At 64.1% G+C, this 20,128-nt stretch carries 21 protein-coding genes and 1 pseudogene; 4 read left to right on the forward strand and 18 right to left on the reverse strand.

What is annotated here, in order from left to right; genetic code table 11:
* Window positions 1-7: 7 nt before the first annotated feature.
* Window positions 8-910 carry a LysR family transcriptional regulator gene (locus tag CAK78_RS20130; protein WP_017766036.1) on the forward strand — a complete coding sequence of 301 codons (903 nt, stop codon included), beginning with the start codon at window positions 8-10 and terminating at the stop codon, window positions 908-910.
* Window positions 911-935: 25 nt separating this feature from the next.
* On the opposite strand, the gene CAK78_RS20135 is transcribed toward CAK78_RS20130, so the two are convergent.
* Window positions 936-1,352 (reverse strand): hypothetical protein, encoded by a 417-nt coding sequence (locus CAK78_RS20135; RefSeq protein ID WP_094698465.1) that lies wholly within the window; start codon window positions 1,350-1,352, stop codon window positions 936-938.
* A 66-nt stretch (window positions 1,353-1,418) separates the two neighbouring features.
* On the opposite strand from CAK78_RS20135, the gene CAK78_RS20140 reads away from it, so the two are divergent.
* Complete coding sequence (locus tag CAK78_RS20140) at window positions 1,419-3,149, forward strand: formate--tetrahydrofolate ligase (protein WP_094698466.1); 1,731 nt, start codon at window positions 1,419-1,421, stop codon at window positions 3,147-3,149.
* Between the two features lie 125 nt (window positions 3,150-3,274).
* Here the strand turns inward: CAK78_RS20140 and CAK78_RS20145 are convergent.
* Together CAK78_RS20145 and folE are read right to left on the reverse strand one after the other, a co-directional pair.
* A pseudogene (locus CAK78_RS20145) lies at window positions 3,275-4,930 on the reverse strand (methyl-accepting chemotaxis protein).
* Window positions 4,931-5,324: 394 nt separating this feature from the next.
* Complete coding sequence (folE, locus tag CAK78_RS20150; RefSeq protein WP_005299391.1) at window positions 5,325-5,981, reverse strand: GTP cyclohydrolase I FolE; 657 nt, start codon at window positions 5,979-5,981, stop codon at window positions 5,325-5,327.
* A gap of 304 nt (window positions 5,982-6,285) precedes the next feature.
* Here folE and moeA point away from each other — a divergent pair, with 304 nt between their 5' ends.
* Complete coding sequence (gene moeA / locus CAK78_RS20155) at window positions 6,286-7,512, forward strand: molybdopterin molybdotransferase MoeA (RefSeq protein ID WP_094698467.1); 1,227 nt, start codon at window positions 6,286-6,288, stop codon at window positions 7,510-7,512.
* The gene (gene moeB, locus CAK78_RS20160) at window positions 7,509-8,264 is read left to right on the forward strand and encodes a molybdopterin-synthase adenylyltransferase MoeB (RefSeq protein ID WP_094698468.1); all 756 of its coding nucleotides are present in this window, start codon (window positions 7,509-7,511) and stop codon (window positions 8,262-8,264) included. The genes moeA and moeB overlap by 4 nt, the downstream gene beginning before the upstream one ends.
* Before the next feature lie 83 nt (window positions 8,265-8,347).
* Here the strand turns inward: moeB and CAK78_RS20165 are convergent, their stop codons facing one another.
* The 15 genes from CAK78_RS20165 to napF all read right to left on the reverse strand — a co-directional run bounded on the left by CAK78_RS20165 (window position 8,348) and on the right by napF (window position 20,072).
* The gene (locus CAK78_RS20165; RefSeq protein WP_176452871.1) at window positions 8,348-9,124 is read right to left on the reverse strand and encodes an alpha/beta fold hydrolase; all 777 of its coding nucleotides are present in this window, start codon (window positions 9,122-9,124) and stop codon (window positions 8,348-8,350) included.
* A gap of 64 nt (window positions 9,125-9,188) precedes the next feature.
* Window positions 9,189-10,265 (reverse strand): molybdenum ABC transporter ATP-binding protein, encoded by a 1,077-nt coding sequence (gene modC / locus CAK78_RS20170; RefSeq protein ID WP_094698469.1) that lies wholly within the window; start codon window positions 10,263-10,265, stop codon window positions 9,189-9,191.
* Complete coding sequence (gene modB, locus CAK78_RS20175) at window positions 10,262-10,942, reverse strand: molybdate ABC transporter permease subunit (protein ID WP_011705491.1); 681 nt, start codon at window positions 10,940-10,942, stop codon at window positions 10,262-10,264. Before modB ends, modC begins: the two co-directional genes overlap by 4 nt.
* Before the next feature lie 153 nt (window positions 10,943-11,095).
* Window positions 11,096-11,824, reverse strand: a complete 729-nt coding sequence (gene modA / locus CAK78_RS20180) for a molybdate ABC transporter substrate-binding protein (RefSeq protein ID WP_094698470.1) — start codon at window positions 11,822-11,824, stop codon at window positions 11,096-11,098.
* Between the two features lie 102 nt (window positions 11,825-11,926).
* The gene (moaE, locus tag CAK78_RS20185; RefSeq protein WP_094698471.1) at window positions 11,927-12,400 is read right to left on the reverse strand and encodes a molybdopterin synthase catalytic subunit MoaE; all 474 of its coding nucleotides are present in this window, start codon (window positions 12,398-12,400) and stop codon (window positions 11,927-11,929) included.
* A gap of 2 nt (window positions 12,401-12,402) precedes the next feature.
* Window positions 12,403-12,648 (reverse strand): molybdopterin synthase sulfur carrier subunit, encoded by a 246-nt coding sequence (moaD, locus tag CAK78_RS20190; RefSeq protein WP_005299353.1) that lies wholly within the window; start codon window positions 12,646-12,648, stop codon window positions 12,403-12,405.
* Window positions 12,645-13,169 (reverse strand): cyclic pyranopterin monophosphate synthase MoaC, encoded by a 525-nt coding sequence (moaC, locus tag CAK78_RS20195; RefSeq protein WP_094698472.1) that lies wholly within the window; start codon window positions 13,167-13,169, stop codon window positions 12,645-12,647. The genes moaD and moaC overlap by 4 nt, the downstream gene beginning before the upstream one ends.
* A gap of 9 nt (window positions 13,170-13,178) precedes the next feature.
* Window positions 13,179-13,685 (reverse strand): molybdenum cofactor biosynthesis protein B, encoded by a 507-nt coding sequence (moaB, locus tag CAK78_RS20200; RefSeq protein WP_094698473.1) that lies wholly within the window; start codon window positions 13,683-13,685, stop codon window positions 13,179-13,181.
* A 268-nt stretch (window positions 13,686-13,953) separates the two neighbouring features.
* The gene (locus tag CAK78_RS20205; protein ID WP_094698474.1) at window positions 13,954-14,544 is read right to left on the reverse strand and encodes a cytochrome c3 family protein; all 591 of its coding nucleotides are present in this window, start codon (window positions 14,542-14,544) and stop codon (window positions 13,954-13,956) included.
* 11 nt (window positions 14,545-14,555) lie between these two features.
* Complete coding sequence (locus CAK78_RS20210; protein ID WP_094698475.1) at window positions 14,556-15,011, reverse strand: nitrate reductase cytochrome c-type subunit; 456 nt, start codon at window positions 15,009-15,011, stop codon at window positions 14,556-14,558.
* Entirely contained in the window at window positions 15,011-15,886 is an 876-nt protein-coding gene (gene napH, locus CAK78_RS20215; protein ID WP_094698476.1) for a quinol dehydrogenase ferredoxin subunit NapH, read from the reverse strand. Before napH ends, CAK78_RS20210 begins: the two co-directional genes overlap by 1 nt.
* Window positions 15,883-16,617, reverse strand: coding sequence for a ferredoxin-type protein NapG (gene napG / locus CAK78_RS20220; RefSeq protein WP_094698477.1), 735 nt, complete (start codon window positions 16,615-16,617; stop codon window positions 15,883-15,885). The genes napH and napG overlap by 4 nt, the downstream gene beginning before the upstream one ends.
* Before the next feature lie 15 nt (window positions 16,618-16,632).
* A complete protein-coding gene (gene napA / locus CAK78_RS20225; RefSeq protein WP_094698478.1) occupies window positions 16,633-19,122 on the reverse strand; it encodes a nitrate reductase catalytic subunit NapA in 2,490 nt (829 codons plus the stop codon).
* A 147-nt stretch (window positions 19,123-19,269) separates the two neighbouring features.
* Complete coding sequence (locus tag CAK78_RS20230; RefSeq protein ID WP_017781796.1) at window positions 19,270-19,533, reverse strand: chaperone NapD; 264 nt, start codon at window positions 19,531-19,533, stop codon at window positions 19,270-19,272.
* 29 nt (window positions 19,534-19,562) lie between these two features.
* Window positions 19,563-20,072, reverse strand: coding sequence for a ferredoxin-type protein NapF (napF, locus tag CAK78_RS20235; RefSeq protein WP_094698479.1), 510 nt, complete (start codon window positions 20,070-20,072; stop codon window positions 19,563-19,565).
* Window positions 20,073-20,128: the final 56 nt, after the last annotated feature.

The following is a 20,128-nucleotide window of genomic DNA, read 5'->3' on the forward strand; positions in this document are numbered from 1 at the left end:
GTGAAAGATGGATCAGATAGCCGCCATGCGCACCTTCATCAAGGTGGTGGAGTGTCAGAGTTTTACCAAGGCCGCCAACCAGCTCGGCATCTCGGTCGCCATGACCTCCAAGCTGATGCAGCAGCTGGAGGAGTCGCTCTCCACCCGGCTGCTGTCGCGCACCACTCGCCAGGTCAACCCCACCGAGGCGGGCCAGTTCTACTACCAGCGCTCTCAGGCGCTGCTGGCGGAGCTCGAAGAGACCCACAGCCAGCTGACCCGCAACAACCAGCAGCCCCAGGGCACCCTCAAGCTGTCGGTGCCGATGGATTTCGGCTACCTGCACCTCTCCCCCGCCCTGCCGCTGTTTCGCGAACGCTACCCGGATCTGAAGCTGGAGATAGAGTACAGCGACCGGCGGGTGGCGCTGGTGGAAGAGGGGTTCGATCTGGCGCTGCGCATCGGCAACCTGCCGGACTCCTCCCTAGTGGCCAAGCCGCTGGCCATGATGCGGCTGGAGGTGTGCGCCAGCCCGGGCTACCTGGCCCGTCGGGGTACGCCAAGCAGCCCCGAGGATCTCAAGCAGCACGACTGCCTGCTCTATACCTTGACCCAGCCGGACTGGGTGTTCAAACGGGATGGCGAGCAGTTGAGCGTGCGCCCGCAAGGGCCGCTGCGGGCCAACAACGGGGTAGCCCTGACCCGGGCGGCCTGCGATGATCAGGGCATCATCTTGCAGCCCACCTTCATCGTCGGCGATGCGCTGCGCTCCGGCGCCCTGGTGTCACTGCTGCCGGAGTGGGAGAAGGGGCAGGTGGGGCTCTATGCCCTCTATCCGCACCGCCGTTTCGTCTCGGCCAAGGTGCGCTGTTTCATCGAATTCGTGCAGGAGCGCTATCTCGCCCCCCACTACTGGGATCGCAAGGCTTAACACCTTTACAGCGGTGACGGGATGGCTATGGGGCGGCGCTATCGGCAGGCAGCGGCAGCTCGGCCACCAGCAGCACGTCGCGCAGGTTCAACTGCCAGCGCGGCAGGCGCTGGCGCAGGGTTGCCAGCTGCTCATCGCCGAGGGCATAGGGCAGCCTGATGTGCAGGCAGTGGCAATCGAGCATGCCGGCCAACTGCAGGATCAGGATGAGGTTGGCCTCATCGGTCTTGTGCTTGTTGATGCGCTTGGCCAGCTCGTGGCGAAAGTGGGTCTCCGGATCCTGGGTCATCGCCTGCCAGCCGTAGCCAAACAGCGGAATGAAGGCACTGACGATGCCAAGGGCGGTGAGCGGCTGCTTGGGCGGGTGATAGAGGGCGTTGAGATCCAGCTCGATGGGGGTGAGCAGTCGCTCACGATTGCCGGATAAAATGTTATTACTCATTGGATAACCCTCTTGATTCCACTAGACTTCGCCGCATATTTGACCTGACATGCCAACGAGGTGCTGATGCTAAGCGATATCGAGATCTCCCGCCAGTCCCCCCGTCTCTCCATTCAAGCGCTGGCCGAGCGCCTCGCCATCCCTTCGCACCAGCTGAGCCCATACGGCCACTACAAGGGCAAACTCAGCCTCGACCTGCTCAAGTCGCTCCCCAAGCCGGCGGGCAAGCTGGTGCTGGTGAGCGCCATCACCCCCACCCCGCTTGGCGAGGGCAAGACGGTGACCACTCTCGGCCTCTCCATGGGGCTCAACCACATCGGCCAGCCCAGCATCGCCACCATCCGCCAGCCGAGCCTCGGGCCCGTGTTCGGGGTCAAAGGGGGGGCTGCCGGTGGCGGTCACGCCCAGGTGGTGCCGATGGAGGAGATGAACCTGCACCTCACCGGTGACTTTCACGCCCTCACCGCCGCCCACAACCTGGCGGCGGCAGCCCTCGATGCCCGCCTGTTCCATGAGCGCAAGCTCGGTGACCAGTTCAGCGCCAGAACCGGCCTGCCTCGGCTCGATATCGATGCCGACAACATCCTCTGGCCGCGCACCCTCGACATGAACGACCGCGCCCTGCGCCACCTCACCGTCGGCCAGGGGGGCGCCGCCGACGGCGTCGAGCGCAGCGATCGCTTCGTCATCACCGCCGCCTCCGAGCTGATGGCCATTCTGGCGCTGGCGAGCGATCTGAAAGACCTGCGCCAGCGCATCGGCCGCATCCAGCTGGCTCGCGACCTGCACGGCAACCCCATCACCGCCGAGCAGCTGGAAGTGGCGGGCGCCATGACGGTGCTGCTCAAGGAGGCCCTGCAGCCGACCCTGATGCAGACCACGGAGCAGACCCCGGTGCTGGTGCACGCCGGCCCCTTTGCCAACATCGCCCATGGCAACTCCTCGGTGATCGCCGATCGCATGGCCCTCGGCCTCACCGACTACGTGGTGACCGAGGCAGGCTTTGGCTCCGACATGGGGCTGGAGAAGTTCTTCAACATCAAGAGCCGCCAATCCGGCATCGTACCGGCCTGCGTGGTGCTGGTGGCAACGGTGCGCGGGCTCAAGGCCAACAGCGGCCTGCTCGACATCCGCCCGGGCCAGCCGCTGCCCGAAAGCCTGCTGGGCGAGGATCTGCCGACCCTGACGCAGGGCTGCGCCAACCTCGGCTGGCACATCGCCAACGCCCGCCGTTACGGCGTGCCGGTGGTGGTCGCCATCAACCGCTTCCCCACCGACAGCGAGGCGGAGCTGGCCTTGCTGACCCGCGCGGCGGTGCAAGCCGGCGCCTCTGGCTGCGCCATCTCCCACGCCTTTACCCAGGGCGGAGCTGGCGCCAGCGAGCTGGCCCGGGCGGTGGTGGCCGCCTGTGAGCAGCCAGGCAAGGTCAAGCTGCTCTACCCGGACGAGGCGAGCCTGGACGCCAAGCTGGCGACCCTGGTGGAGTGCGGCTATGGCGGGCGCGGCGTGCGACTATCGGACAAGGCGCGCCGCCAACTGGCGCAACTCTCTGCCGAGGGGTGGGGCCACTTGCCGGTCTGCGTGGCCAAGACGCCGCTCTCCATCAGCCATGATCCGGCCCTCAAGGGGGTACCGACCGACTTCGAGGTGCCCATCGAGGAGGTGAAGCTCTGCGCCGGCGCCGGCTTCGTCTATGCCCTGGCGGGCCCCATCATGACCATGCCGGGCCTTGGCAGCCTGCCGGCCTACCGCCATATCGATATCGACGAGCACGGCGAGATAGTCGGCCTGAGCTAAATGGCCGGATAAAGGATCTGGCGCCGGCCGATGACTCTGAGCTCATCGACCCTGCGATCAGCAAACCTGCCAAAACAACAAGGCCCCGTCACTGGACGGGGCCTTTTGCTATCTGCCAAACGCTCTTAGAGGGTAAAGCGCTGGGTCATATGATGCAGGGTATTGGCCAGCTTGCTCAGCTCGACACAGGCCTGGGCGGTCTGCTGGGCCCCCAGGGCATTCTCGTCCGCAGCATTGTGGATGTTGACTATGCTGCGATTGAGCTCCTCGGTCACCGCATTCTACTCCTCGGTAGCGGTGGCGATCAGGGTGTTCATGTCGGTGATCTGGGTGACGGCACCGTTGATGGTGTCGATGCTGTTGCCCGCCTCCCGCGCCAGCCCCACGCTCTCCTGCATCTGCTGACGGCTCAGCTGCATGGCGCTGCCCGCCTCGGCGGTGCGCTCCTGCAACACCTCGATCATCTTGCTGATCTCGGCGGTGGAGTTCTGGGTGCGCTGGGCCAGGGAGCGCACTTCATCGGCCACGACCGCAAAGCCGCGCCCCTGTTCACCGGCGCGCGCCGCCTCGATGGCCGCGTTGAGGGCCAGCAGGTTGGTCTGCTCGGCAATGCCGCGAATGACGTCAAGCACCATGCTGATGTTGGTGCTGTCTTGCTCCAGCTGCTGCACCACGGCGCCCGCCTGCTCAATCTTGACCGACACCTCCTCGATACTGCTGATGGCGCTGCGCACCACCTGGTTGCCCTGGGTCGAGGTGCGCGAGGCATCCTTGGCCGCGCTCATGGCGTCCGTGGTGTTGTGGGCTACCTCGTTGACGGTGGACTGCATCTCGTTCATGGCGGTGGCAACCTGGGAGACCTCGCTCTGCTGGCGAGCCATGCCGGTGGCGGACTGCTCGGAGATGGCACTCACCTCCTCCACCGCGCTGCTGAGCTGGCTCACCGAGCCGGCGATTTCACTCACCAGATCCGCCAGCGAACCCTGCATGCGGTCGATGGCGGCGCCGAGCTGACCCAGCTCGTCACGCTTGAAGCGATTGCCGCGGATCCACTCCTGCAACTCACTCTTGCCCAGATCACCGCTCGCGATGCGCTGGGCCTGGCGGGCCAGCATCACCAGCGGATCACGGATCTGGCGGGTCAGCACGGTGGAGAGCGCACCCGCCAGCAGCAGACCCAGTACCAGCGCCACTATGATGCTCAGCTTGGCGCTGTCAAATGCAGCCACCACCTGGGCACGGGAGCCCACGGAGTAGCCGTGGTTGATGCGGATCAGATCCCCTACCGACTTGGCCAGGTTGGTATAGAGGGTGATCCCCTCGCTCATGAACAGTTGCTGGGCCTCGGCCAGCTGGCCGCCATCCTGCATCTGCCGGATGCGCTGGTGCAGGGCCACGTACTTGTCCCAGTCCTGCTTGACGATGTCGAAGGTGCGCCGCTCTTCCACGTCCTCCGCCCAGATAGTGGCATCGTGCGCCTTGACCTGCCGGGCGACCTCTTGCAGGGTCTGCTCGCCAAGGTCGCGATAGTGGGCTTTCTGCTGCGGATCGGCCGCCACCAGAAACACATCCAGTTCATAGCGGCGCAGGGTATTGATGGTCTCGCCCAGGGTGCTGGTACGCACCACGGCGGGCAAAATGCTGTCGGTAAAGCCGATGGCGGCCCGGTTCATGTTGCCAAACTGCAGCAGCGAGAAGCCACCGATAAAGGCCATCATCAGGCCGAGCATGGCAAAGCCCGCGGTGAGTTTCTTGCCGATGGTCATGGTACTGGTATTCATGGCATGTCCTGGATATGAGTGAACAGATAACGCTCGTCTGAACCGTACGCATACGGCCCGCGGTCACCGCCTCCATGGCGGCTCATCCAGCCTTGATGAATCTATGTCCTTGCATGAACGAGGCGACATTTTTTACAAGATGCCCGGCTGGGCACAGATCTCTTATCGACAGACCCGCCCGACCAAGAGAGCCGCCGGAACCTAGCACCTTGAAGACTTGAACGCTTCCAGAGAGAAACACGCAAGCCATAACGGGATATATCGACCGGGGATGTCCATCCCTTGAGGAAAATTGTCGGTGCGACCATCCGGCAGCCAGCGGGCCGTCAAGGGAAGTGAAAAAGGAGGGGAAAGCGAGGAGACGTGCCGCAGCGACGGCACATCTCCTGGCAGATCAGCCTTTCAGACCGGCCAGAAACTCGGCACGGGTATCGGGCTGGGTCTTGAAGACGCCACCCAGGGAGGTGGTGGTGGTGTAGGAGGTGGAGTCCATCACGCCGCGAGCCTTCACGCAGAAGTGGGTCGCCTTGATGCTGATGGCCACGTCCTTGGTGCCGAGCAGGGTCTGCAGCGCCAGCAGGATCTGCTGGGTCAAGCGCTCCTGCACCTGAGGACGGCGGGCAAAGAACTGCACGATGCGGTTGATCTTGGAGAGCCCGATCACCTTGCCGCGGGGGATATAGGCCACGTGGGCCAGCCCGTCGATGGTGACGAAGTGGTGCTCGCAGGTGCTGGTGAGGCTGATGTCCCGCACCATGATCATCTCGTCCACCTTCATCTTGTTCTCAATCACCGTCACCTTGGGAAAGGTGGCGTAATCGAGGCCGGAGAAGATTTCGTTCACGTACATCTTGGCGATGCGATGCGGCGTCTCCGCCAGACTGTCATCGGCCAGATCCAGCCCCAGCGTCTCCATGATGGCGCGCATGTGGCCCTCGATCTTCTCCCGCTTCTGCTGGCCATCCAGGGTATTGGCCACCAGAGGTGTTTCGAGGCCCTCGGCCTCGAGAGCGGCCCTGACCAACAGGGCTTCCCGACTTAAGCTCGTCATCTTGTTCCTCTCCCACGCTCAGGGACTGTGATGGCCGCCTCGCTATGACGGCACTCGGTTGTGGCGCAATAGTAGACGGCGATTATTGTCATAATTCAAGCTAACTCAAGCCTGTTCCCTGACTTTATGCCAATCTGGCGGCTTTTACTTCGCCGGCGCTACCCATACGGGGGGAGGCGCGCGGCCCGGTCGCTGCCTATCTGTACAGCCAAACGGTTTTATCCTGCTACAACCTGCCCATCGGCAAGGATTTTTGGGATAATCCGCCCTTCACACCCCCTCCATCACACAATGAGGTCATGACATGGGATTTGATACCAGCGGACTACTCCCCCTGAGCGACGCCCTGCAGGGCATGCTGGCACAGCTTGACGGCTGTTGCGACAGCGAACAACTGCCCCTGCCAGAGGCCCTTGGCCGGGTACTCGCCGCGGATATCGCCTCCCCCCTCAGTGTGCCCCCGTTCGACAACTCCGCCATGGACGGTTATGCGGTGCGGCTGGCGGATCTCGCCAACGGTGCCCCCCTCATCATGGCGGGCAAGGCCTTTGCCGGTCAGCCCTATCAGGGTGAGTGGCCCGCCGGCCACTGCGTGCGCATCATGACCGGCGCCCCGGTACCGGCCGGGACGGATGCGGTGGTGATGCAGGAAGAAACGCAGGCCGACGGCGACAGGATCACCTTTCTGACCACGCCGGTGCCCGGCCAGAACATTCGCCGCCGCGGCGAAGACATCCGCGAGGGCGCCAGCGTGCTCGGCGCCGGTACTCGTCTCACCGCCCGGGAGATGCCGCTGCTGGCCTCCCTCGGCATTGCCACCGTACCGGTGCGCCGGCCGCTGAAAGTGGCCATCTTCAGTACCGGTGACGAGCTCAAGCCGGTCGGTACCCCGCTCGCCCACGGCGACATCTACGACTCCAACCGCTACGGCGTGCGGGCCATGCTGGATCGCATGGGCTGCGACTGCCTCGACCTTGGTATCATCCCGGATGATCCCGCTCAGCTGCGCGCCGCCTTCCAACAGGCCGATCGCGAGGCCGACGCCCTCATCACCACCGGCGGCGTCTCGGTGGGGGAAGCGGACTTCACCAAACAGCTGCTGGAGGAGCTCGGCGAAATCGGCTTCTGGAAGCTGGCCATCAAGCCGGGCAAGCCGTTTGCCTTCGGTCGCCTGCCCCACGCCTGGTTCTTCGGTCTGCCGGGCAACCCGGTCTCCGCCATGGTCACCTTCGATCAGCTGGTGCAACCGGCACTGGCCAAGCTGGCCGGCCAACGCTTCGAGCGCCCGCTCCAGTTGCAAGCCATGGCCGCAGAGCCGCTCAAGAAGGCGCCGGGCCGGCTCGACTTCCAGCGCGGCATCCTGACTCAGGGGCCAAACGGCCTGGAGGTACGCAGCACCGGCTCGCAAGACTCCGCCGTGTTCAGCTCCCTGTCGCGGGCCAACTGCTACATCGTCCTTGAGCGCGAACGGGGGCGTGTCGCGGCAGGCGAGACGGTCACCGTCGAACCATTCGGGGGATTGCTGCTGTGAGCGAGATCCTGAGCGACGCCGAGCTCTTGCGCTACAACCGCCAGATCATCCTCAAATCCTTCGATTTCGAGGGGCAGGAGGCACTCAAGCAGGCTCATGTGCTGGTGATCGGCGCCGGCGGCCTCGGCTGCGCCGCCAGCCAGTATCTGGCGGTGGCCGGGGCCGGCCAGCTCACCCTGGTCGATTTCGACAAGGTGGAGCTCTCCAACCTGCAGCGCCAGGTGCTGCACACAGATGAGCGCATTGGCCACTACAAGGTGGACTCCGCCGCCCAGTCCCTGCGCGCCCTCAACCCCTGGCTTGCGGTGGAGACCCACGCCGCCGTGGCCGACGAGGCGCTGCTCGATACCCTGTTGCCACGCCACCAGCTGGTATTGGATTGCACCGACAACCTGGCCATTCGCAACCTGCTCAACCAAAAGGCCCGCCAGCACAGGGTACCGCTGGTCAGCGGCGCCGCCATCCGGCTGGAAGGACAGATCTGCAGCTTCACCTGGCAGCAGGATGAGCCCTGCTACGCCTGCCTCAGCGCCCTGTTCGGCGAGCAGGCCCTCACCTGCGTCGAGGCGGGGGTGCTGGCCCCTGTGGTGGGACTGGTGGGCAGCCTGCAGGCGCTCGAAGCCATCAAGCTGCTGGCTGGCATGGGCAGGAGCTACAGCGGTCGCCTGCTGATGATCGACGGCCTGGGCGGCACCTTTCGCGAGATGAAGCTGCCCAAGCGCCCCGACTGCCCGGTCTGCTCGCACGGGTAAACCATCCCAGCGAGCCTTTGCACCAACAAAAAAGCCGACCCCAGGGTCGGCTTTTTTATCTGCCACTGTTCTCCACCACTTCATCAATGGGTTGAGAGGATCCGCTGCAACAGATGATTGAAGCCGGAGGGATCTTCCGCCGGCCAGGCGTGGTGGCCATTGGGAGTGTGGATGGTGGCGTTGGGCAGGGAGGCGAACTGCTCCACCCGTTTGGCGAGCGGTAGATAGTCGTGACTGGTGGAGATGATGGCCACCGGCTGCCAGATGTTGCCAAGCCGGGCGCGCACCGACCAGCCTGGCAGCGCCTCCAGCAGCGCCTTGTAGGTTTTCTTCTTGTTGCGCACGAAACGCAGCCGGAAGGTGTGGCGCACCTGGGCAAGGTCGGGGCCGGGAAAGAGCTCGCGCCCCAGCCACCAGGCGAGCGGACGCATGCCAAACCAGCGCAACCACTTGAGGCGCTGGGCAAGCCGCTCCTGCTCTTTGGGAGTCTCCAGCAGAAATTCGCTAAAGCCGTTGACCAGCACCAGCCCCTGCACCTTGTGCGGCAGTTGCAGCGCCAGCTCCAGCGCCACCATGGCCCCCAGGGAGAGTCCCACCACCCAGGCGGGGCCGGATTGCTCATCAAGCCAGCGCACTACATCTGCCGCCAGAGTGGCCACGTCAAACGGCCCCTCCTGCATGCTCTGGCCGTGGCCACGCAGATCCAGCGCCACCACCCGGTAGTGCTCGGAAAAATGCTCTATTTGTGCCTGCCAGTCGAGGCTGGAGGAACCCAGCCCATGCAGCAGCAACAACAAAGGGCCTTCCCCCGCACTACGCAGGGCAAGACCGTTGGATTTCATCACCTGATTGCGGCGCATCAGTTCATTGCCTCTCGACTCATCCGCTGAACCATCCTGATTTTCTGCCTCTTCTGCAATCCGCTCAACCCTCGCTGACCAGACTCACCGCCTTGATGTAGGCGTAGATCTGCTGGTTCGGGGCGAGTGCCAGCCGTCTGGCGGAGCGGCTGGTGATCCGGGCCAGCAGTATCTGCTGACCCAGCGCCAACTGCAACAGGGTCTGGCCGGGGCGCACCTCGCGTTCGGCCAGCAATCTGGTGGTGAGGCAGTTGGAGAGGCTGGAGTGCTCGATGGGAGCGGTGGCAATCACCACGTCCCGCCCGGCCACCTTGATCTGCAGGGGGCCGCCGTCGTCCGGCACCTGGGTCATGGTGACCCTCAGTTGCTGCTCGCCGAGCTGCAGGGTCGCCATCTGCTCCTCTTCATCGTAGTGAGAGAGGGTCGCCGCCAGCATCACCCCGGCATCGTCGCGACTGGCAAGCGAGAGGTCGGTGCGGGCGAAGATCTCGCTCGGCCGACCTGGTGCCTCCACCCGGCCATCCGCCAGCAGCACCAGCTGATCGCAAAGCAGGCTCACCTCCTCCATGGCGTGGCTGACGAAGATCATCGGAATGCCGCTCTCCTGCTGCAAACTCTTGAGCACGTGGGCCTGATGGATGCGGCTGCGCCTGTCCAGCGCAGAAAAAGGTTCATCGAGCAGCAACAGATCAGGCTCGGCCAACAGGGCCCTGGCCAGTGCCACCCGCTGGCGCTGGCCACCGGAGAGGCCGTGGGCCGGCTGGGGCAGCAGTTCGGCAAAACCGAGCCGGGTCGCCAGTGCCTCGGGTTGCCAGCGCCCTCGCCCCTTGCGGGCCGCCAGTTGCAGGTTGCCGAGCACGCTCAGATGGGGGAAGAGGCGCGAATCCTGAAACACCAGGCCGATGCGGCGCGCCTCGGGCAGCAGATCGCTCAGCGCCCTGCCCTGCCAGTTCAACGTGTCGCCCGGCGCACGGTCCAGCCCGGCGATGATGCGCAGCAGGCTGCTCTTGCCGCAACCGGAGGGGCCGAACAGACCGAGGACGCCCCCAAGCTCCAGGGCCAGCTCACACTCGAGGCTAAAGGCGCCGAACGCCCGCCTCGCCTTGAGTTGCAGCGGTTTCGCCTTGCCGGTGTCGTTCATCCGAACAGCCTCCGTTGCCGGCGTTGCAGCACCCCATACACCAGCACCAGCATCACCAGCGAGAAGCCCATCAGGCCCCCCGCCAGCAGGTGGGCGTTTTGATAGTCCATCGTCTCCACGTGATCAAACAGGGCGATGGAGAGCACCTGGGTCTCACCCGGGATGTTGCCGCCAATCATCAGCACCACACCGAACTCCCCCAGGGTGTGGGCAAAGCCGAGCGCCGCCGCCATCACGAAGCTGGGCAGCGTCATCGGCAAGATGATGTGAAAGAAGCGCTCCAGCGGGCCGAGCCCCAGGGTGGCGGCGGCTTCCAGCTCCTTGTTGCCCATGTTGACGAAGGCGGAGGTGAGCGGCTGCACCACGAAGGGGAGCGAGTAGAGGATGGAGGCGAGCAGCAGACCGGTAAAACTGAAGGCGAGCGGCGCCCCGAAGGTGTCGCGCCACCAGGCGCCCAGCCCATAGGAGGGGGAGAAGGCCAGCAGCAGATAGAAGCCGAGCACCGTCGGCGGCAGCACCAGCGGCAGGGCCACCAGGGCCTCCACCACGGGTCTGAGCCTGTGCTGGCTGCGCGACAGCCACCAGGCCAACGGCGGCGAGAGCAGCAGCAGGATGGCGGTGGTGCTGGCTGCCAGCCTCAGGGTGAGCCAGACCGCCAGCAGATCCCCTTCACTCATCGGACGCACTCCCAACGCCAGATCCAGCACCAGACACATCGCATGAGCCGCACTCCCAGATGAATTCAGGCAACGGCATGGTGTGCATCCTTATCGCAAGAGTGGGCCGACCCGAGGGCCGGCCACTCATCAGTCAGGTGTATGGTTGCGCCATCAGTGGGGCAGCGCATAACCCGCCGCCTTGATCTCTGCCTGACCCGGCCCCTTGAGCCAGGCCACCAGCGCCTCGACCGCCGCCCCTTTCTTCAATACCAGCCCCTGCTGTTCGATGGGCGGATAGAAGTCGGCCGGCACGGCCCAGGCTTCGCCGGTCTTGCCCGCCTCCACCAGGTTGGCCCAGGCGACGAAGCCCAGCTCGGCGTTGCCGGTGTCGACGAACTGCCAGGTTTGGCCGATGTTGGTGCCGGTCAGCAGGCGGTACTGCTTGGGATCGATCTTGAGATGGTCGAGGGTCGCCATGGCGGCGGTGCCGTAGGGAGCGGTCTTCGGGTTGGCGATGGCGAGGTTGCCCTTCCAACTGCGCAGGGTTGCCTCGTCAGGAGCCGGCCCGCCCTTCTGCCACAGACCCAGCTGGCCGATGGCGTAGGTGAAACGCTCGCTGCCCTTGCCCTCCTGCTCCAGCTTCTGCGGGGTTTTCACGTCGGCGGAGAGGAAGAGATCAAACGGGGCGCCGTGGCTTATCTGGGTGTAGAGCACCCCGGTCGCGGCGGAGGAGATGGCCAGGGTGTGGCCGGTCTTGGCGGTGAACGCCTTGCCGATGCGCTCTATGGTGCCCTTGAAGTTGGCGGCAACGGCCACCTTGACCTCGTCGGCCTGCACGGCACCTGCCTGCAGCGCACTGGCGCAGACCCCGGCGATCACAACGGATAACAGCGGTTTCATTCCTTTACCTCCTGAGTGGGGCCGCTTCTATCGGGCCCCAGCCAAGGGGGCGGCCCCGAAAACAGGGGCCGCGGCTCCCGATGAGCCAGCCCCTTGAACAGGTCAAGCTTGCCAGCGGGCGGCGGCAGTGTTGTCGCTCTCCTTGGCCTCGACCCAGCGTTGTACCCCTTCAGCGGTCAGCTCTTTTTTCCAGAACGGCGCCCGGGTTTTCAAGAAATCCATGATGAAGTGGCAGGCTTCGAAGGCGGCCTCGCGGTGGGCGCTGCTCACCACCACCAGCACGATCTGATCGCCGAGCAGCAGCTCACCGATACGGTGAATGAGGGAGCACTCCTGCAGGGGCCAGCGGCTGCGGGCCTCGGCCACTATGTCCGCCAGTGCCTTCTCGGTCATGCCGGGGTAGTGCTCGAGGGCCAACCCCTTCACCTGCTCCCCCTGATTGAAGTCGCGCACCTTGCCGACAAAACTGACCACGGCGCCGGTGTCCTGCCGGGCGGCGAGACGTGCATATTCGTCGGCCAGCGAGAAGTCTTCCCGCTGCACCAGAATGCGATCGGTCATGGTTGTCTCGCTCATGGTCAACCTCCGGTCACCGGCGGGAAGAAGGCGACCTCATCGCCATCATGAAGGGGCGTATCCAGAGGCACCAGGGTCTGGTTGACCGCCACCAGCAGTTTGCCCGCTTCCAGCGCCAGCGCCCACTTGTCGCCGCGCTCGCACAAGGCGGCGCGAAGCGCCTCGGCACTGGCGTAGTCGCACGGCAGGCTCAGCTCGTCGCAGGCCACCAGCTCTCTGACTTGCGCAAAAAAGAGTACCTTGATCATGCTTGCTCTCCTGCACCGGCATTCAACTGGAAGTGACCGGACTTGCCGCCCTTTTTCTCCACCAGCCGCACCTGCTCGATCACCATGTCCTTTTGCACCGCCTTACACATGTCGTAGATGGTCAGTGCCGCCACCGACGCGGCGGTCAGCGCTTCCATTTCCACCCCCGTCTTGCCCGAGAGCTTGCAGAGGGTACGAATATGGACCCTATTGTGCTCCGCCTGGGGTTCTATCTCTACCTCCACCCGGGTCAATGCCAGCGGATGGCAGAGGGGAATGAGATCCGAGGTCTTCTTGGCCGCCATGATGCCGGCGATGCGGGCGGTGGCGAACACGTCCCCCTTATGGTGCTGACCGCTCAGGATCAGGGCCAGGGTGTCGGGAGCCATGGCGACAAACGCCTCGGCGCGGGCTTCACGCTCGGTTACCAGCTTGTCGGTCACATCCACCATGTGGGCTTCGCCGCTCTGGTTGAGATGGGTCAGGCCGGACTGAGGCTGCTTGGATTCGGTCGGGTTCATCAGAGGCCCTCAAAGATGGGAGACAAAGTTGCACGGCTTGGTGCGGGCATCGAGCTGATCGCGGATAAGCTTCTCCCACCCCAGCTGGCAGGCACCGGTAGAGCCCGGCAGGCAGCAGATCAGGGTGCGATTGGCAAGACCCGCCAGCGCGCGGCTCTGCATGGCGGCGCCCTTGATGTCGGCGAAGGAGAGCTGACGGAACAGTTCGCCAAAGCCCTGTACGGTGCGCTCGAACAATACCCCGACCGCCTCGGGCACCCGGTTCTGCTCGTTGAAGCCGGTGCCGCCGTTGATGAGCACCACCTGCACTCCCTCATCGGCGATCCAGTCGCTCACCTGGGCGCGAATACGAAACAGATTGTCGGGGCAGAGCGCCCGGTCGGCCAGCTGATGGCCCGATTCAGCGAGGGCGGAAACCAGATAGTCGCCCGGGCTGTCTTCGGCAGCGGTGCGGCTGTCGGAGACCGTCAGCACGGCGATCTTGAGGGGAATGAATGCGTTGTGTTTCTGTCCCATGGGCAGCTCCTGATGGCAAAGGACCGTGAGCAAAGAGAAGAAGAAAAGCGGCCAGGATCCCGGCTGACAGCGCTCGCTGGTGGCACGGTCCATGCCCGCCCGGGCTGAACCTTTGACCTTGTTGTCATGCGCTGCGACTCACGGCGGGCCGATTCTATCAAAACTCGCACCAGAGGGGGGATTTAAAGGAGGCACAGTGGTGCTTTTGCCCTGGCCGGGCGAAATAGCAACGAGGCCGGGTGAACCCGGCCTCGTTGCTGGTGCAGGCTTAGAAGCCCTTCACCCCTGTCATGTCGGGCAGCTGGTGAGCGATGCCCTTGTGACAGTCGATACAGGTGCTCTCGCCGCTGGCAAGGCTGGTGGCGTGCATCTGGGCACCCCGCTTGCCTTGCAGGGAGAAGTCCATGTATTCGAAGTTGTGGCAGTTGCGACACTCCCTCGAATCGCTGTCCTTCATCCGCTTCCACTCCCGCTCGGCCATCTCCCGCCGGTGCGACTCGAACTTCTCGCGGGTGTCCACCTTGCCGGTGATCATGCCCCACAGCTCCTTGGAGGCCTGCACCTTGCGGATGATCTTGTAGGTCCACTCGTGCGGCACGTGGCAATCCGGGCAACTGGCCCGCACGCCGGAGCGGTTCGCATAGTGGATGGTATCGCGGTACTCCACGAACACGTTGTCCTTCATCTCGTGGCAGCTGGTGCAGAACTTCTCGGTGTTGGAGGCTTCCATGGCGGTGTTGAAACCGCCCCAGAAGATGACCCCGCCGAAGAAGCCCATCAGCAACAGTACCCAGAGGGCTGCCTTCGAGGGGGACTTGAAGGTGGTCCACAGACGCTGGATAAAGCCGGGTAATTTCATCTATGGGTTCCTCAGTTCAAGGCTTCAACTGGTTTAAACGTATTTTCCACCAGCGGCTTGGCATCCGCTTGCGGCACGTGGCACTGCAGGCAGAAGTAGCGACGGGGGGAGACCTCACCCAGAGTCATGCCGTCACGGGTCTCGAAGTGAGTCGGGCTGATCTTGGGGGCCTTCATGGCGCTGGCGTTCTTGAAGCTGTGACAGGCCAGACACTTGTTGACCTTGTTGTCCACTTCATAGTTGCGGGTGTCGTGGGGGATCAGCGGGGGCTGATGCATGTACTGGCGATCGTAGAGGTCACCATCCTTGCGAAAGTTCTTCATGGGGGCCGGGTCGGCATCCGTCACCAGATCCGTGCTCCCCCGTTCCGACTTGATGCCCCCCGTGCTGTTGGTGATCTCGGGGACTGCCGCCATCAAGGAACCTGCCATCAGACAGGCCAGCATTGCTCCAATCAGCTTCTTCATTATTTGTTCTCCGACGTTTTCTCTGCCTTGACGGCAAAACCTACAGTGATTTCAAAAACTTGCTCCGCGCAGACATCGATGCAACGGCCGCAGTTGGTACACTCCTGAGCCACAATCAAGGGCCCGTGACCACGCTTGGCACCGTGAACGGGGCCGCGCAGGATGGGGCGCTCCGGGCAGACCGCATAACAATCCATGCAGTTGCTGCACCGCTCGCGCCCCTTGGCAGAAATCTTGATGAACCCGACCCGGTTGACCAGGGCATAGAAGGCCCCCACCGGACAGAGGTGACCGCACCAGCCCCGCTCCACCACGAAGAGATCGAACAGGAACAGCACCGCCAGCAAGGCCCAGCCCGCCCCCATGCCAAACAGCAGGCCGCGCAGGCTGAGCGACACCGGATTGACCAGCTCCCACACCAGCACACCAGCGATGGCCGGCGCCACCAGCACCATGGCCAGCAGCCAGTAGCGGGTGGAGCGGCTGAACTGGCCGTTGCCCTTGAGCCCTAGCCTCCCCCTGAGCCATGCCGCGGCATCGGTGACTAGGTTGACCGGACAGACCCAGGAGCAGAACACCCGCCCCCCGACCAGCCAGTAACCGGCGAGCACGATGACAGCCCCCAGCCAGAGGGTGGGGATAGGCCAATGGCCCGCCGCCACCGACTGCAGCAGGATCAGCGGATCCGTGAGCGGCACTGTCTCCAGCAACAGCGAGCTGGAGAGGTTGCCCTTGAGGATCCAGCTGCCCGCCAGCGGTCCCAGCAGGAACAGCGTGAGCACACCGAACTGGCAGAGCCGGCGCAGCAGCAGGAAGCGGTGTGACCGCCACCAGCCGAGCCTGGCCGTGGCTTCGGCTCCCGGATAACGACTCATAGCCCCTCCGGTTTGCGGGTTGGCAGGGTGAGCCTGTCACCGATGAGCGACTTGCCCGCCTTCGCCTTCTCTTCCCAGCCGAGCCGGTAGTGGTGGCCCAGCTCTCCCTTGGCGAGCTGGCGAGGCACCACCTTGATGGCCGCCTCTTCCAGCACGCAGGCATGCTCGCACTTGCCGCAGCCGGTGCAGACATCGCTGTGCACCGTGGGCAGGAACATGGCGTGCTTGCCGGTGCGCTGGTTGTGCTGCTGCTCCAGGGTGATCGCCTTGTCAATCAGCGGGCAGACCCGATAGCAGACGTCGCAGCGCAGCCCCAGGTAGTTGAGGCAGGTCTCGTGATCGATGAGCACCGCCACCCCCATCCGCGCCTGATCGATGTCGGTCATGGCCTGATCCAGCGCCCCGCTCGGGCAAGCCGCCACGCAGGGGATGTCGTCACACATCTCGCACGGCACGGCGCGCGCCTTGAAGTAGGGGGTGCCGGTGGTCACGGGTTCAAACAGCCGGGCGAGCTTGAGGGTGTCGTAGGGACAGGCCTCGACGCAGAGTCCGCAGCGCACGCAGGCGCCGAGGAACTCGGCCTCGTCGAGGGCGGCCGGCGGGCGCAGCGCCTGGGCAGGCACCGCCTGCACCTGCTGGCGCGCCATGCCGCCGAGCCCCACGCCAAGCAGGCCCACACCGCAGGCCCCCTTGGCCATGTCGGCCAGAAACTGGCGCCGACTACGACTCATCTCGCGCTCCCCGCCTTATGCCTTGACGACCTTGACGGCGCACTTCTTGTAATCCGTCTCTTTGGAGAGCGGATCGGTGGCGTCCAGGGTCAGCTTGTTGACCAGCTGGCTCGCATCGAAGAAGGGCATGAACACCAGTCCCTTGGGCGGACGGTTGCGACCGCGGGTCTCGACCCGGGTCTTCACCTCACCACGGCGGGAGGAGACGATCACCTCTTCGCCACGGCGCACGCCGCGAGCCTTGGCATCTTCCGGGTGCATGAACAGCACCGCATCCGGGAAGGCGCGATAGAGCTCGGGTACCCTGCGGGTCATGGTGCCGGTGTGCCAGTGCTCCAGCACGCGGCCGGTGGAGAGCCACATGTCGTACTCTTTGTCAGGTGCCTCGGCGGCCGGTTCATAGGGCAGCGCGAAGATCACCGCCTTGCCGTCGGGCTTGCCGTAGAAACGCACCCCCTCGCCCGCTTTCACGTAAGGGTCGAACCCTTCGCGATAGCGCCACAGGGTCTCCTTGCCGTCCACCACAGGCCAGCGCAGGCCACGTGCCTCGTGATACTGATCGAACGGCGCCAGATCGTGGCCATGACCGCGACCGAAGGTGGCGTACTCTTCGAACAGCCCCTTCTGGACGTAGAAACCGAAGTGCTCTGCCTCGTCGTTGAGCGCCCCCTTGCTCTGCTCTTTCGGGAACTGGTTGACCTGACCGTTGGCATAGAGCACGTCGAACAGGGTCTTGCCCTTCACTTCCGGCATCTTGGCGATGAGCTCCGCCGGCCACACCTCTTCCACGGTGAAGCGCTTGGAGAACTCCATCAGCTGCCACAGATCGGACTTGGCCCCTTCCGGTGCCTTCACCTGCTGGTGCCAGAACTGGGTACGACGCTCGGCGTTGCCGTAGGCCCCCTCTTTCTCCACCCACATGGCGGTCGGCAGGATAAGGTCGGCAGCCTGGGCTGTCACGGTCGGGTAAGGGTCGGAGACCACGATGAAGTTGGCCGGGTTGCGATAACCGGGCAGCGCCTCTTCGTTCATGTTCGGGCCGGCCTGCATGTTGTTGTTGCACATCACCCAGTAGGCGTTGAGCTTGCCGTCCTTGAGCATGCGGTTTTGCAGTACGGCGTGGTAGCCCACCTGCTCCGGGATGGTGCCTTCCGGCAGCTTCCAGATCTTCTCGGCAATGGCGCGGTGCTTGGGCTCGGTCACCACCATGTCGGCCGGCAGACGGTGGGCGAAGGTACCCACTTCACGAGCAGTACCGCAGGCGGAGGGCTGACCGGTCAGGGAGAAGGGACCGGAACCCGGCTGGGAGATCTTGCCGGTCAGCAGGTGGATGTTGTAGCAGAGGTTGTTGGCCCAGACACCGCGGGTGTGCTGGTTGAACCCCATGGTCCAGTAGGAGACCACCTTCTTGCTCGGATCGGCATAGAGCTGGGCCAGCTTCTCGAGCTTGTCCTTGGAGACGCCGGAGAGCTTGGAGACGGACTCCAGATCGTAATCCGCCACGAACTTGGCGAAGTCGTCGAAGCTCATCGGGGTGGAATCGCCGTTGTCCGGGTTCTTGGCCTTCTGCTGCAGCGGGTTGGTGGGACGCAGGCCGTAACCGATGTCCGTGGTGCCCTTGCGGAACTGGGTGTGCTTGTTGACGAACTCCCAGTTCACCTTGTCATTCTGGATGATGTAGTTGGCGATGTAGTTGAGGATCGCCAAGTCGGTCTGCGGGGTGAACACCATGCCGTTGTCCGCCAGCTCGAAGCTGCGGTGCTCGAAGGTGGAGAGCACGTGCACCTGCACGCCCTGGTGGGACAGGCGGCGATCGGAGATGCGCGACCAGAGGATGGGGTGCATCTCGGCCATGTTGGAGCCCCACAGCACGAAGGCGTCGGCCTGCTCGATGTCGTCGTAGCAGCCCATGGGTTCATCCATGCCGAAGGTACGCATGAAGCCCACGACCGCGGACGCCATGCAGTGACGGGCATTGGGATCCAGGTTGTTGGTACGCAGACCGGCCTTCATCAGCTTGGCGGCGGCATAGCCTTCCCACACGGTCCACTGGCCGGAGCCGAACATGCCGACCGCGGTCGGGCCCTTCTCTTTCAGGGTGGCCTTGAACTTCTCGGCCATGATGTCGAAGGCCTGATCCCAGCTGATGGGGGCGAAGTTGCCGTTCTTGTCGAACTTGCCATTGGTCATGCGCAGCATGGGCTGGGTCAGCCTGTCCTGGCCATACATGATCTTGGACAGGAAGTAACCCTTGATGCAGTTAAGACCGCGGTTGACCGGTGCATCGGGATCGCCCTGGGTCGCCACGACGCGCCCATCCTGGGAACCCACCAGCACGGAACAGCCGGTACCGCAGAAACGGCACGGCGCCTTGTCCCAGGTGATGGCAGTCTTGTCGGTACTGGTGATCAGATTGGCCGCCAGCGTGGGGGCACTGACACCAGCCACGGCAGCGGCTGCCGCCACCGCGTTGGCCTTCATAAAGTCGCGTCGACTCAGCTTCATGGCATATCCTCACATTGCTTATCGCGTAAGTTGTCGAGTGTATCGAACTGGTTTTGGCTCAGGGTGGCGAACTAGAACCCTGGCTTCGTTTTTCTGTGCATCCATGGCGGCCATCATGATGAGTCACGCAGGCTCGACCTTATGGCGCTACTCCTTGCACTGGGCATCGAGCTCATCGAACTGGTGGTAAATCAGGGCGGCGGACAGCACGCCCGGCATCGCATTGATGGCGTCGATGGCCGTCATGATGGGCCGCTGGCTCGGGCCTTCCAGGGTCACCACCAGCTTGCCCTCATCACTGACGGCATGGATCTCGGCCCCCTCGAGGGCCGCGATCTGATCTGCGAGCCGATGACGCAAGGAGGGCTGGGTCAGCACCACCAGGCTCGATACATGGAACTCTTGTTTCATTGTGGCTCCTGCTTCACACACATCCTGCTTCATCTGGACTCCTCGCTGGCGGGGGTTCCCACCCGGATGCTGCCGACCGGACAATCCTTCACGCAGGCACCGCATCCGGTGCAGGCTGCGGCCTCGATGCTGGGGGTCGGCACCCGGCCCAGCACGGGGGAGAAATGGATCGCCCGGGGCTCACAGCTGTCCTGGCAGCGCTGGCAGAACACCTGACCCTGAGCCAGGCAGCTGGCTTCAATATGGGCGATGTATTGCCAGGGCGCCTCCGTGGTCGGACGAAATATCGGCACTTTGCAAGCGGCGACACACTCCCCGCAAAAAGTGCACTCGCCGCGCAGAAAGTCCACGGTCGGAAAACCGCCATCGCCCTTGATCAGGATCTGCTCCGGACAGGCCGTGAGGCAGTCACCGCAGCGGGTGCAGTCGGCGGTAAAGTCGGACCAGGCGACAGACCAGGGCAGCTGTACCCGAGGTTCAGTCGATGTCAGACGACCTCGAAACAGACTGCGACGCGACAGGTTGACCCCATCCGGCATAACGGCTCCTTGTTGCTGGTGATGGCGCACGAGTGAGTCCCATGACAGGTATTTTC

This window comes from Aeromonas sp. A35_P (assembly GCF_002259925.1).
Classification (GTDB): domain Bacteria; phylum Pseudomonadota; class Gammaproteobacteria; order Enterobacterales; family Aeromonadaceae; genus Aeromonas; species Aeromonas dhakensis.